Origin of the sequence: Actinomadura montaniterrae, assembly GCF_008923365.1 — a bacterium.
Taxonomy (GTDB): Bacteria; Actinomycetota; Actinomycetes; order Streptosporangiales; family Streptosporangiaceae; genus Spirillospora; species Spirillospora montaniterrae.
The window spans coordinates 1-14,133 of sequence record NZ_WBMR01000087.1 but is presented as its reverse complement, the minus strand read 5'-3'; the positions used below and the strand labels follow the sequence as shown (position 1 = coordinate 14,133).

Below are 14,133 nucleotides of genomic sequence, written 5' to 3'. Positions count from 1 at the left end.
CGGCGAAACCCGCGCCTCCGGGGCCGTCCGGGTCCGTCCGGGGCCGTCCCGCAAGGCGGTTGGGCGGCGGCCGTTGGTCGGGGCCGGCTTCGTGTTGCGGCGGGCGATCGGCAGGGGTTAAGGTCGTCCCTCCGGGCACGCCGACATTCCTGTGACGATCTGGGATCGCGGTCGGTGTTCCGCCCGCCGGACCCCCGTTGGACAACCGCACGCGCACCGGCCGCCGAGGTGGCCGGAGACCTCCCGTTCCCGCCTTCGCCGAACCTCGCGGCGGAGTTTTGCACAGGGTCCCTCATGCCTATGCACAGCATGTGGACAACTCTGTGGACAACTCGTGAGAGAGTAAGGCTTCCGCGTCGCGGCCGAGCCCCCTGAGGCGGGTCGTGACCCGTGGGAGAGCCGGGCGGTCAGGTACTCCGTTGACCGGAGTTGTGGGGAGGGGACCTTGCGCATGGACGGTCAGGATCTCGGATCGGTCTGGGCCCGGACCCTCACCGCGCTGTCTGAGAGCGATCTGTCCCCGAGCTACCGCGCATGGCTGCCGATGGTCCGCCCGCTGGCCCTGGTGGAGGGGACGGCGCTGCTCGCGGCGCCGAACGAGTTCGCCAAGGACGCGCTGGAGACCCGGCTGCGCAACCTCATCACGCAGGCGCTCTCCCATGAGCTGGGCAGGGAGATCCGTGTCGCGGTGACGGTCCAGCCGGAGCCGCCCGCGGTGCCCGGGCCGGGTCCGGGCGGCGGTTCCCGCGCCGGGTCGGGCGAGCCGCTGCCGGCGCCGGTGCCGGGCGGGGGCCCGCACGAGTCCGCGCCTTCCTCTTATGGCGAACGGCCCCTCGATGACCGCGAGCGCGACCGTGACCGCGACCGGCCCTTCGCGGATCAGCAGCAGTACGGGGACTCTCCTTACTCGGAGCGTCAGGATTACGGCGACCGTCCGTACCCGGAGCAGCCGTACGGCGACCCGGGGTACCGCGCGCCGTCCGAAGTTACCCACAGGCCCGGCCTTCCCGGTGGATATCCACAGGACGACGATGATCGTGGATGGCCGCAGCGTGACAACGACCACGGCGCGCCGTTCCCGCCCGCGCCGCGTCCGCCGGCGTACGGCGCCGGGCCGGGCGGGCGGGGCCCGTCCTCGTACGACCGGGGGAACGTCCCGGGCTTTCCGGGGCGCGGACGTCCGCAGGAAGGGTTCGGCGGTTCGGAGGGCTATGGGGGCGAGCCTCCCGGAAGGCCCCCGCATGCGCCTTCGCATCTCAACGATCGGACGCTCGGCCCGCTGCGTCCGGGGGGGCGCGGCGAACCGCTCGGGCGGGAGTCTCAGCACGGTCCGGGTGAGGCTTCGCTAGGGCGCGACGAGGAGTCGTACAAGACGGAGTTCCCTGGCGCGGAGCAGTCGTACACGGGCCCGGAGCAGTATTCGGCGTCCGAGCAGTACCGGGGAGAAGAGACCTATAGGGGTGATGAGCCGCCGTACCGGGGTGAAGGCGGTTTCCGCGACGACGAGGCGTCCGACTCGCGTGGACCGGTCCCGGCACCCGGCGGCCCGTCCGGCCCCGGAGGCCCTGGCCCCGGCCCAGGCGGACCCGGAGGTCCCGGAAGCCCTGCCGGCTCGGGTGCCCCGGGTGCCCCGGGTGCCCCGGGGGGCGCGCGGGGCGAGGGCGGCGGAGGCCAGGGCGGTGCCGGTGCGTCCGAGCACGCCCGCCTGAACCCGAAGTACACGTTCGAGACGTTCGTCATCGGCTCCTCGAACCGGTTCGCGCACGCGGCGGCCGTCGCGGTCGCCGAGCAGCCCGCCAAGGCGTACAACCCGCTGTTCATCTACGGCGACTCGGGCCTCGGCAAGACGCACCTGCTGCACGCGATCGGCCACTACGCGCAGAGCCTGTTCAACGGCGCGCGGGTCCGGTACGTCAGCTCCGAGGAGTTCACGAACGACTTCATCAACTCGATCCGGGACGGCAAGGCGGACGGGTTCCGCCGCCGCTACCGGGACGTCGACATCCTGCTCGTCGACGACATCCAGTTCCTGGAGGGCAAGGAGCAGACGCAGGAGGAGTTCTTCCACACCTTCAACACCCTCCACAACGCCAGCAAGCAGATCGTGATCTCCAGCGACCGTCCGCCGAAGGAGCTGGTCACGCTGGAGGACCGGCTGCGCAACCGGTTCGAGTGGGGCCTGACGACCGACGTCCAGCCGCCCGAGCTGGAGACCCGGATCGCGATCCTGCAGAAGAAGGCCCGCCAGGAGGGCCTCGCCGCGCCGCCGGACGTGCTGGAGTTCATCGCCTCGCAGATCGCGACGAACATCCGGGAGCTGGAGGGCGCGCTGATCCGGGTGACGGCGTTCGCGAGCCTGAACCGGCAGTCGGTCGACATGAAGCTGGCGGAGATCGTCCTGAAGGACCTGATCCCGAACGACTCCGGCCCGGAGATCACCGCCGCGATGATCATGGCGCAGACGGTGGAGTACTTCGGCACCACGATCGAGGACCTGTGCGGGCCGTCGCGGTCCCGGATGCTGGTGACGGCCCGGCAGATCGCGATGTACCTGTGCCGGGAGCTGACGGACCTGTCGCTGCCGAAGATCGGCCAGCAGTTCGGGGGCCGCGACCACACCACGGTGATGCACGCCGAGCGGAAGATCCGGTCGCTGATGGCGGAGCGCCGCGCGATCTACAACCAGGTCACCGAGCTGACGGGGCGGATCAAGCACCAGGCGCGCAAGCGCTGAGGAAAAGCCTGGGGACGGGCCCCGCCGGGCCGTCCCGGGCTGTGGACGAGTACCGTGCACAGGCCTGTTCGAACGCCCGATCGAAGCCTCGCCGGACGACCGCCGAAACCAAGATCGACACGCACAGCCTGGGGATAACCCTGGGGATCCCGGCGGGAAGGCCGGGGAAAACCTGCGGACAACATGGGGACGACTCGTGGACCGATTGTGGAAGCCCTGAGGACGGCCACCCGGCATCATGGGGACGAACCCGTGGACAAGCTGGGGACGCCTTGGGGACGTCCTGGGGACGGACCCGGCCGGTTCCCGCCACGACGGCCGGCCGCCGCGCCGACCAGGGAGAACCTGCGGAAAACTCGTGGACAACCGGGGGATGACGTGAGGATGACGTGTGGGGACGGATTCGCCGTCCCCAGCGCGGCCCGCGGCGTCCACCGCCGATGCACAGCCCCCGTGGACAGAGATTCGCGGCCTCACCTGCGAGAACGTGGTCTGTCCACACTATCCACGGCCCCTATTACTGGTACTGCACTAGTTCTCTACCCAAGAAAAGATCCGACTCAAGCTAGGGCCTGGGGACAACGCGCCCCGAGCGCCCGAGCCGAGGCCGGTCCACCTCACCCTTGTCCGACACCTGCAGGAGGCGGGTCCCCTTGAAGTTCCGCATCGACAGAGACGCCCTGGCCGACGCCGTGGCCTGGACGGCGCGCACGCTGCCGGTCCGGCCCCCGGTGCCGGTTCTCGCGGGCATGCACATCGTCGCCGGAGGCGAAGGCAACGACGACCGCCTGAAGCTGTCGGCGTTCGACTACGAGGTCTCCGCGCAGGTCTCCACGGAGATCGACGTGGAGGAGGCGGGGACGGCGCTGGTGTCCGGGCGGCTGCTCGCCGAGATCTCGCGCAGCCTTCCTCCCCACCCTGTGGAGGTGACGACCGACGGCGCGAAGGTGATGCTGCGCTGCGGGAGCGCGAAGTTCACCCTCCTCACCATGCCTGTGGAGGACTACCCGTCGCTGCCGGAGATGCCGCCGGCTGCGGGCGCGGTGGGCAGCGACGAGTTCGCGGCGGCCGTCGCGCAGGTCGCGATCGCGGCGGGCAAGGACGACACGATCCCGATGCTCACCGGCGTGCGCGTGGAGATCGAGGGCGAGACGGTCACGCTCGCGTCGACCGACCGGTACCGGCTGGCCGTCCGGGAGCTGCACTGGAAGCCGGAGCGGCCGGACTTCTCCGCGGTCGCGCTCGTCCCGGCGAAGACGCTCGCCGACACCGCCAAGTCGCTGACGGCGGGCGCCGAGGTGTCGATGGCGCTGGCCGGGACCGGCGGCTCCGGCGAGGGCATGATCGGCTTCGAGGGCGGCGGGCGGCGCACCACGTCGCGGCTGCTGGACGGCGACTTCGTCAAGTACCGGTCGCTGCTGCCGAGCGAGTACGCGGGCCTGGCGGAGGTGCAGACGGCGCAGTTCATCGAGGCGGTGAAGCGCGTGTCGCTGGTCGCCGAGCGCAACACCCCGGTGCGGCTGTCGTTCAGCCAGGGCGAGGTCGTCCTGGAGGCGGGGACGGGCGACGAGGCGCAGGCCGTGGAGGCCCTGGAGGCGACGCTGGAGGGCGAGGACATCGACATCGCCTTCAACCCCGGGTTCCTGCTCGACGGGCTCTCCGCGATCGGCTCGGACGTCGCGCGGCTGTCGTTCACGACGCCGACGAAGCCGGCGGTGCTGACCGGCAAGCCGCCGCAGGACGGTGAGAACCCGAACTACCGTTATCTGATCATGCCTGTGCGGTTGTCTGGGTAAAGACCGGTCCTGGGGCATACCTGGGGGAGACGACCGGTCCGCGGGGGAGCCGCCCCCGCGGACGGGGCACGGGCAGCTACGCACAGGGGAGAAGTGAGCATGGAGCTGGGCATCATCGGCCTGGGCAAGATGGGCGCGAACATGGCCGAGCGGCTGCGGCGCGGCGGTCACACGATCGTCGGCTACGACCGCAACCCCGACATCAGCGACGTCGGCTCGGTCGAGGAGCTGGTCGAGCGGCTCTCCCCGCCGCGCGCCGTGTGGGTGATGGTGCCCGCGGGCGGCCCGACGCAGGACACCGTCAACAGGCTGGGGGAGCTGCTGTCGCCGGGCGACCTCGTCGTGGACGGCGGTAATTCACACTATGTGGACGACCAGAAGCACGGCGAGGAGCTGGCGGCGAAGGGCATCGGGTTCCTCGACTGCGGTGTCAGCGGCGGCGTGTGGGGCCTGCAGAACGGCTACGCGCTCATGGTCGGCGGCGACGACGACAACGTGAAGCGGATGATGCCGATCTTCGAGACGCTCAAGCCGGAGGGCGAGTACGGCTTCGTGCACTCGGGGAAGATCGGCGCGGGCCACTACGTGAAGATGGTCCACAACGGCATCGAGTACGCGATGATGCAGGCGTTCGGCGAGGGCTACGAGCTGATCGAGGCGAGCCCGCTGGTCACCCGCGTGCCGGAGACGTTCCTCAGCTGGCAGGAGGGCACGGTCATCCGGTCCTGGCTGCTGGACCTGCTGAACCGCGCGCTGAAGGACGACCCGGAGCTGGACGACCTGCGCGGCTACGCCAACGACTCCGGCGAGGGCCGCTGGACGGTGCAGGCCGCGGTGGAGCACGCGGTGCCGCTGCCGGCGATCAGCGCGTCGCTGTTCGCGCGGTTCGCGTCCCGGCAGGACGACTCCCCCGCGATGCGGGTCGTCGCGGCGCTGCGGAACCAGTTCGGCGGGCACGCGATCGAGTCCGCGAAGGGCGCCGACTCCCCCGGCGCCGACGTGAACCCCCCGAAGGTCTGACCTCCGGAGGCCCGGCCCTCCGGGGGAGTTATCCACAGAACGCGCCGGGTGTGTGGGCGGCGCGCGAAAGGCTCTACGCTCGTGTCCCGTGCACGTCGCCCACCTCTCGCTCCAGGACTTCCGGTCGTACGCCACCGCGGAGGTGGCGCTCGGGCCGGGCGTGACCGCGTTCGTGGGGCCGAACGGGCAGGGCAAGACGAACCTGGTCGAGGCGATCGGGTACGTCGCGTCGCACGGCAGCCACCGCGCCGCGACGGACGCGCCGCTCGTCCGGCAGGGCGCGCCGCGCGCGATCGTGCGCGCGGGGGTGGTGAAGGACGACCGCAAGGCGCTGATCGAGCTCGAGATCAACCCGGGGAAGGCGAACCGGGCGCGGCTGAACCGGTCCCCCGTCCCCAGGCCTCGGGAGATCCTGGGGATGCTGCGGACGGTGCTGTTCGCCCCCGAGGACCTCGCCCTGGTGAAGGGCGATCCGGGGGAGCGCCGCCGGTTCATGGACGAGCTGCTGACGGCGCGGGCCCCCCGGTTCGCGGCGGTCAGGTCCGACTACGACCGGGTCCTCAAGCAGCGCAACGCGCTGCTGAAGTCGGCGGCGGCGCATCGCCGGTCCCCCGGGCCTGAGGTGCTCGCGACGCTCGACGTGTGGGACGCGCATCTCGCGCGGACCGGCGCGGAGCTGCTGGCCGGGCGGGTCGAGCTGGTGGAGGCGCTGCGTCCGCTCGTCGCGCGCGCGTACGCGGCGCTCGCCCCGTCGAGCGGCGCGGCCGATCTGCACTACAAGAGCTCGCTGGGCGCGGAGGAGTTGTCCACAGACCGTGGACGGCTGGGCGAGCAGCTCCTCGCCGGGGTGGCCGAGGCCCGCAAGCAGGAGCTGGAGCGCGGGGTGAGCCTGGTCGGGCCGCACCGCGACGAGCTCGTCCTGCGGCTGGGGGAGCTGCCCGCGCGCGGCTACGCCAGCCACGGCGAGTCGTGGTCGTTCGCGCTGGGGCTGCGGCTCGCGGCGTTCGACCTGCTCCGTGCGGACGGCGACGACCCGGTGCTGATCCTCGACGACGTGTTCGCCGAGCTGGACACGGGGCGGCGGAGCCGGCTGGCGGAGATGGTGGCGCCCGCCGAGCAGGTGCTGATCACGGCGGCGGTGCCGGCGGACGTCCCGGCGGAACTGACGGGCGGTTCCTATACCGTCGCAGGCGGCCGGGTCGTCCGGGACTGACCGGGAAGGGGCGGGCAGGTGACCAGTGATCCCCAGGGGCCGGGAGATGGGGGAGGCCGTCCCGGCTCGGGCGCCATTGATCCACAGGATGTGCACAACTCCCCCGGTCCGGTGAATTCTCCGGAACCCGGGGGTGTGGACGGCGCCGGTGATCCCCAGGCTGTGGACGGCGGAGCGGCCGGCCCGGCCGGGGCGCCGGAGGCTCCGGCGAAGTCGGGGATCGAGCTGGCGCGGGAGGCGCTCGCGCAGGCGAAGGCAGACGCGCTGAAGCGCGGCACGCTGCCCGGGCAGGGCGGCAGGCGCAAGGGCGCGGCGAAGCCCGTCCGCACGCGGGACCCGGGCCGCGGCGGCGACCCGAAGGCGTTCGGCGCGGCGATCCGGGAGCTGCTGGCCACGCGCGGGTGGGAGCAGCGCGCGGCGGTCGGCGGCGTGTTCGGCAACTGGGCGGGGATCGTCGGGCCGGAGCTGGCCGAGCACACCCGTCCGGAGCGGTTCGAGGACGGGGAGCTGACGGTCGCCGCCGACTCCACGACGTGGGCGACGCAGCTGCGGCTGCTGTCGTCGACGCTGGTGCGCCGGCTGAACGAGGAGCTGGGGCACGGGACGGTCCGCCGGGTGAAGGTGGTCGGGCCGGCGTCGGGCCCCCGTCGCACCGGCGGCTGGCGCGTACGCTGAAATGACCGCCGGGCGCGGCGAGCGGCCGCGCCGGGCCGGCCGCCGCGGAGCGGCTCGTCGCGAAGTGACAAGGCGGCGGGGCCGCCGGGCGGGTGCGGGGCGGCGGTTGCGCGGTGTGACGGGATGTCGGTGGCGGGTGGGAACATCTGTTCGGGAAGCCCGGTGACGAGTTCAGCAACGAGGGCGCCGTAGGCCAGAGAACCCCCCAGGGCTATGGGGGGATGCATCTCCAGGCCCACTCGGCCGCCACACGCGCACACAGCGCTCGGGAGTGCCACTTTTCGCCGTGTGACCCGGTAGAATGAAAACGGGTTCAGGATGTTGCACCGCCATGGGGTGCCCGGAGCTCTACCGAACACGTACAGAGCACTAGGGCGCCCTCATGTGTGTTACGGGGCACACCGCGCTCCCCTGGGCGCGGGGCGGCTCACCATCCCCGGCAGGAGGATCTCCTTTGGCGTACGACGCTAGTTCGATCACTGTCCTTGAAGGCCTGGAAGCGGTCCGCAAGCGTCCGGGCATGTACATCGGGTCGACCGGTGAGCGCGGCCTCCACCACCTGGTCTACGAGATCGTGGACAACGCGGTCGACGAGGCCCTCGCGGGCTACGCCGACGACATCGTGGTGACGTTGCTCGCGGACGGCGGCGTCAGCGTGCTCGACAACGGCCGCGGCATCCCGGTCGGCGAGCACCCGGTGGAGAAGCGGCCGGCGATCGAGCTGGTGCTGACGACGCTGCACGCCGGGGGCAAGTTCGACGGGAAGTCCTATGCCGTGTCCGGCGGCCTGCACGGGGTCGGCTCGGCGGTGGTGAACGCGCTGTCGACCCGGCTGGAGGCCGAGGTCAAGGTGGACGGCCACGTGTGGCGGCAGTCCTACACCTGGCAGGGCCCGGAGACCGAGCTGCGCAAGGGCGAGGAGACCGCCGAGACCGGCACCCGCATCACCTTCTGGCCGGACGGCGACATCTTCGAGACGCTCGAGTGGAACTTCGAGACGCTGTCGCGCCGCATGCAGGAGATGGCGTTCCTGAACCGCGGCCTTTCGATCACGCTTTGCGACGAGCGGCCGGACCACTCCAACGGCGAGCCGCACGTGGTGAAGTACCACTACGAGGGCGGCATCGAGGACTTCGTCCGCTACATCAACGCGCGCAAGGACGCCGTCCACGAGTCGACGATCTACTTCGGCGACGACACCGAGGGCATGTCGGTCGAGATCGCCATGCAGTGGAACTCCTCGTACGCCGAGTCGGTGCACACGTTCGCGAACACGATCAACACGGCGGAGGGCGGCACCCACGAGGAGGGGTTCCGCGCGGCGCTGACGACGATCGTCAACCGGTACGCGCGCGACAAGGGGCTGCTGCGCGACAAGGACGACAACCTGACCGGTGAGGACGTCCGCGAGGGCCTGACCGCGATCATCTCGATCAAGCTGGCCGACCCGCAGTTCGAGGGGCAGACGAAGACCAAGCTCGGCAACACCGAGGCGAAGTCGTTCGTGCAGCGGGCCTGCAACGAGCACCTGCGCGACTGGTTCGAGGAGAACCCGGGCGAGGCCAAGGAGATCATCAACAAGGCGTCGCAGGCCGCGCGCGCGCGTGTGGCGGCGCGGCAGGCGCGCGACCTGACCCGGCGCAAGAGCCTGCTGGAGTCGACGTCGCTGCCCGGCAAGCTGTCGGACTGCCAGTCGACCGACCCGTCCAAGTCCGAGCTGTACATCGTCGAGGGCGACTCGGCGGGCGGCTCGGCGAAGGGCGGCCGCAACCCGCACTTCCAGGCCATCCTGCCGATCCGCGGCAAGATCCTGAACGTGGAGAAGGCGCGGATCGACAAGATCCTCAAGAACAACGAGGTCCAGGCGATCATCACCGCGCTCGGCACCGGGGTGCACGACGAGTTCGACATCTCCAAGCTGCGGTACCACAAGATCATCCTGATGTCGGACGCCGACGTCGACGGCCACCACATCAACACGCTGCTGATGACGCTGCTGTTCCGGTTCATGAAGCCGCTGATCGAGGCCGGGCACGTGTACCTGTCGCAGCCCCCGCTGTACAAGATCAAGTGGGACGCGCGCGGCAACGAGGCCGACTACGCCTTCTCCGACGCCGAGCGCGACGCGATCATCGAGGCCGGGATCGCGGCCGGGCGGCGCGACCCGCGCCCCCGCGACCAGGTGCAGCGCTTCAAGGGCCTCGGCGAGATGAACGCCAACGAGCTGTGGGACACCACGATGGACCCCGACAACCGGGTCCTGCTGCAGGTGCAGCTCGACGACGCCGCGCAGGCCGACGAGCTGTTCAGCGTGCTCATGGGCGAGGAGGTCGAACCCCGCCGGGAGTTCATCCAGCGCAACGCCAAGGACGTGCGCTTCCTCGACATCTAGGTGCGCGCGCCCCCGCCCGCCCTGACCGGCGGCGGGGCTCCCATCGGGCGTCGTACTTCCTTCCCACTTAGCAGAAGAGGTCTTGAGAGTGACGGACGTGACCACAGAGGGTGGACACCCGGGCGAGCGGATCGAACCGGTCGACATCCAGGTCGAGATGCAGAAGAGCTACCTCGACTACGCGATGTCGGTCATCGTCGCGCGCGCGCTGCCCGAGGTCCGCGACGGGCTCAAGCCGGTCCACCGCCGCGTCCTGTACGCGATGTACGACGGCGGCTACCGGCCCGACCGCGGCTACTTCAAGTGCGCCCGGGTCGTCGGCGACGTCATGGGGAACTACCACCCCCACGGCGACTCGGCGATCTACGACGCGCTGGTCCGGCTGGCGCAGCCGTGGTCGATGCGGTACCCGCTGGTCGACGGCAACGGCAACTTCGGGTCCCGCGGCAACGACCCCGCGGCGGCGATGCGGTACACCGAGTGCCGCATGGCGCCGCTGGCGATGGAGCTGCTGCGCGACATCGACAAGGAGACCGTCGACTTCTCCCCGAACTACGACGGCCGCTCCCAGGAGCCGGACGTCCTGCCGTCGCGGTACCCGAACCTGCTGGTCAACGGGTCCGCCGGCATCGCGGTCGGGATGGCGACCAACATCCCGCCGCACAACCTGCGCGAGGTCGCCGACGGCGTCCGCTGGTACCTGGAGAACTACGGCGCGTCCGACGACGAGCTGCTCGAGGCGCTGATCGAGCGGATCAAGGGCCCCGACTTCCCGACCGCCGGCCTGATCGTCGGCCGCAAGGGGATCGAGGAGGCCTACCGCACCGGCCGCGGCTCGATCACGATGCGCGCCGTCGTCGAGGTCGAGGAGATCCAGGGCCGCACCTGCCTGGTCGTCACCGAACTCCCCTACCAGGTCAACCCGGACAACCTCGCGCTGAAGATCGCCGAGTCGGTCAAGGACGGCAAGCTCGACGGCATCGCCGACGTCCGCGACGAGACGTCCGGCCGCACCGGCCAGCGCCTGGTGATCGTGCTCAAGCGGGACGCGGTCGCCAAGGTCGTCCTGAACAACCTGTACAAGCACACCCAGCTGCAGGAGACGTTCGGCGCGAACATGCTCGCGCTGGTCGACGGCGTGCCGCGCACGCTGCGCATCGACCAGTTCGTCCGGCACTGGGTGACGCACCAGATCGACGTCATCGTCCGCCGCACCCGGTTCCTGCTCCGCAAGGCCGAGGAGCGCGCCCACATCCTGCGCGCGCTGCTGAAGGCGCTCGACCGGATCGACGAGGTCATCGCGCTGATCCGGCGGTCGCCGTCGGCGTCGGAGGCGCAGCAGGGCCTGATGAACCTGCTGGAGATCGACGAGATCCAGGCGCAGGCGATCCTGGACATGCAGCTGCGCAAGCTCGCCGCCCTGGAGCGCCAGCAGATCACCGACGAGTACGACAAGCTGATGGCGGAGATCGCCGACTACAACGAGATCCTCGCCTCGCCGGAGCGGCAGCGCCAGATCGTCGGCGACGAGCTGGCCCCGATCGTCGAGAAGTTCGGCGACGACCGCCGCACCGAGATCATCCCGTTCGACGGGGACGTGTCGTACGAGGACCTCATCGCCGAAGAGGACGTCGTCGTCACCATCACCCGCGGCGGCTACGCCAAGCGCACCAAGACGGACCTGTACCGGGCGCAGCGGCGCGGCGGCAAGGGCATCCGCGGCGCGCAGCTGAAGCAGGACGACATCGTCGACCAGTTCTTCGTCACCACGACGCACCACTGGATCCTGTTCTTCACGAACAAGGGCCGGGTGTACCGGGCGAAGGCGTACGAGCTGCCGGACGCCGGCCGCGACTCGCGCGGCCAGCACGTCGCGAACCTCCTCGCGTTCCAGCCGGACGAGCACATCGCCCAGGTGATGGACCTGCGCGACTACGAGGTCGCGCCCTACCTCGTCCTCGCGACGAAGCGGGGCCGGGTCAAGAAGACCGCGCTGAGCGACTTCGACTCGCCCCGCACCGGCGGCATCATCGCGATCAACCTGGTCGACGACGACGAGGTGATCGCCGCGCGGCTCGTGTCCGCCGACAACGACCTGCTGATGGTGTCCACCGGCGCGCAGGCGATCCGGTTCCACGCCGACGACGAGTCGCTGCGGCCGATGGGCCGCGCCACCTCCGGCGTGATCGGGATGCGCTTCGAGGAGGACCAGGAAGTCCTGAACATGCTGGTCGTGAAGGACTCCGACCACGACGTCCTGGTCGCGACCGAGGGCGGCTACGCCAAGCGGACGCCCGTCGACCAGTACCCGGTCCAAGGACGGGGGGGTAAGGGTGTTCTCACCGCTAAGATCGTGGAATCTCGCGGCAGGTTGGTAGGGGCTCTCATGGTCCGCCCGGACTACGAGGTGTTCGGCATGACGTCGAACGGGGGCGTCATCCGCACCAGCGCCGCGGAGATCAAGCAGTCCGGCAGGCAGACCATGGGCGTCCGCCTGATGAACCTCGCGGAGGGGGACAGCGTGGTCGCCATCGCGAGGAACGTAGAGTCCACGATTGAGGACTCAGTCGACGCCGAGGGGGGCGATGGTGAGTGACGCATCCGTTCGCCTCACCGAGCCGCTAGGCCAGGAGGACACGTGAGCACGGAGCCCGGCAAGAGCAAGGGCGGGCCCGGCGGGGGCCGCAGCGGCAAGGGGACGGCCGGCAAGCCCGCCGGCCGCCCGGCCGCGTCCGGGACGTCCGGGGACAAGCCCGGCGGCAAGACCGTCGCCGCCGCGTCCGCGAAGCCGGCCCGGGACGAGACCACCGTCGAGATCGACTCCGACGCCCCGGACAGCGCCTCGAGCTCCTCGCCCGCCTCCTCCGGTCCGGACGAGACCCGGGTCGACCTCGCCCACCTGAAGGACGAGCCGGAGAAGTCCGACACGCCGGAGATCGCGCCGGTCCGGGACACCGCGGAGCCGGCCAAGCCCGCGAAGGGCGCCGCGAAGCCGTGGACCAAGCCCGCCGAACCGTCCGGCTCCGTCTCCACGGGCCGGACGGAGAAGCCGCCGGCGCCCGGTCCGTCCCCGTCTCCCGCTTCCGCCGCCGCCGCGTCGGGCGGCGGCGCGGGGAGCCGGACGAGCTCCGGTTTCGCCGGGACCGTCCTGAAGGACCGCCCGTCCTCCGCCGTCGCCCCGGTGAACTCCAAGTCCCCCGCGCAGGCGAAGCCGGCGCGCAAGGCCCAGCTGCAGCTGGCCCGGCTGGAGCCGTGGTCGGTGATGAAGTTCAGCTTCGTGATGTCGCTGGTCTGCTTCGTCGTGCTGCTGGTCGCCGTGATCGTGCTGTACGTGATCCTGTCCGGCCTCGGCGTCTTCGACGCCATCAGCGACACGGTGAACAGCCTCACCAAGCAGCAGGGCGAGACCACCGGCGGCGTCGACGCCGGGAACTGGTTCTCCTTCGCCCGCGTGTTCGGCTACACCGTCCTCGTGGGCGCCCTGAACGTCCTCCTGATCACGGCCCTGTCCACGGTCGGGTCCGTCATCTACAACCTGGCGGCCGACCTCGTCGGCGGCGTCGAGGTCACCCTCAAGGAGGCCGAGTAGCGCGATCCCGCCGCCGCCCGGCAATCGATTTCCGGTTGCCCTTCCACATGGGGTAATCTCTGGGTGCGCCGCAAGGCGGCGGCAGTACGGGCCTATAGCTCAGTCGGTTAGAGCGCATCCCTGATAAGGATGAGGCCGGTGGTTCAAGTCCACCTAGGCCCACCAGCTCAGAGCCCCCATCGGATGACCGGTGGGGGCTTTTGACGGCAACCATGACGGCAACGGCCCTAGCTTTCCGAGTTGCCGAACGGCTCCCCAGCCAGCTTGGCGAGCCCCGACCGGTGGTCATCCATATTGCTGTCAGTGTGGATCTCCAGCGTGTGGAGATCTTCGCGTGGCCGAGGATCGCAGCGGCATCGCGCGCCGGCACACCCAGCCTCGTGAGGAGCGTTGCGGTCACGTGCCGCAGGTCGTGAAGCCGGATGCACCGAAGTTCGCGTTCGTGCAGATCCTTTCGAAGGCCCGCGACCGGTTACGAGGCTGTCACCGACCAAGACGGCACCGACCCGTTGCGTGGCTGCGCTCGCCGGTCGCTGGCCCGGTCCGCTCGGGGGCGCGCCGCCGCTCGGTCACCAGTCATCATCGATGCTCGCGATCTCGCGCCGCAGTCGGCGGGCGTCGCGTCGTGGCAGGTGGTGCGCCACGACTTCCAGTACCCACCGGACCTCTGTCATGTCCGTGCAGCAGCCCCAGCAGCCGCATCCGGCGTACGCA

The 14,133-nt window shown here is 70.6% G+C and carries 8 protein-coding genes and 1 tRNA gene; all 9 read left to right on the top strand.

The genetic code is table 11. The annotated features are described in order from the left end of the window. Positions 1-451 precede the first annotated feature (451 nt). The 9 genes from dnaA (at position 452) to F9B16_RS26445 (ending at position 13,584) form a co-directional block, all read left to right on the top strand. A complete protein-coding gene (gene dnaA / locus F9B16_RS26485) occupies positions 452-2,734 on the top strand; it encodes a chromosomal replication initiator protein DnaA (protein ID WP_151542860.1) in 2,283 nt (760 codons plus the stop codon). Between the two features lie 653 nt (positions 2,735-3,387). Then, the gene (dnaN, locus tag F9B16_RS26480; RefSeq protein WP_151542858.1) at positions 3,388-4,530 is read left to right on the top strand and encodes a DNA polymerase III subunit beta; all 1,143 of its coding nucleotides are present in this window, start codon (positions 3,388-3,390) and stop codon (positions 4,528-4,530) included. Positions 4,531-4,629: 99 nt separating this feature from the next. Next, positions 4,630-5,550 carry a phosphogluconate dehydrogenase (NAD(+)-dependent, decarboxylating) gene (gene gnd, locus F9B16_RS26475; protein WP_151542856.1) on the top strand — a complete coding sequence of 307 codons (921 nt, stop codon included), beginning with the start codon at positions 4,630-4,632 and terminating at the stop codon, positions 5,548-5,550. 88 nt (positions 5,551-5,638) lie between these two features. Further along, entirely contained in the window at positions 5,639-6,763 is a 1,125-nt protein-coding gene (gene recF / locus F9B16_RS26470; protein ID WP_151542854.1) for a DNA replication/repair protein RecF, read from the top strand. A 162-nt stretch (positions 6,764-6,925) separates the two neighbouring features. After that, positions 6,926-7,438: a DUF721 domain-containing protein gene (locus F9B16_RS26465; protein WP_225991963.1), complete on the top strand. Its 513-nt coding sequence runs from the start codon at positions 6,926-6,928 to the stop codon at positions 7,436-7,438. Positions 7,439-7,892: 454 nt separating this feature from the next. Then, on the top strand, positions 7,893-9,830 hold the full coding sequence (gene gyrB / locus F9B16_RS26460; RefSeq protein ID WP_151542852.1) for a DNA topoisomerase (ATP-hydrolyzing) subunit B: 1,938 nt from the start codon (positions 7,893-7,895) through the stop codon (positions 9,828-9,830). Between the two features lie 88 nt (positions 9,831-9,918). Beyond that, positions 9,919-12,426 (top strand): DNA gyrase subunit A, encoded by a 2,508-nt coding sequence (gene gyrA / locus F9B16_RS26455; RefSeq protein ID WP_151542850.1) that lies wholly within the window; start codon positions 9,919-9,921, stop codon positions 12,424-12,426. A gap of 42 nt (positions 12,427-12,468) precedes the next feature. Further along, a complete protein-coding gene (locus tag F9B16_RS52900) occupies positions 12,469-13,419 on the top strand; it encodes a DUF3566 domain-containing protein (protein WP_225991962.1) in 951 nt (316 codons plus the stop codon). 88 nt (positions 13,420-13,507) lie between these two features. Next, a tRNA-Ile gene (locus tag F9B16_RS26445) sits at positions 13,508-13,584 on the top strand. The last annotated feature ends 549 nt before the right edge of the window (positions 13,585-14,133 follow it).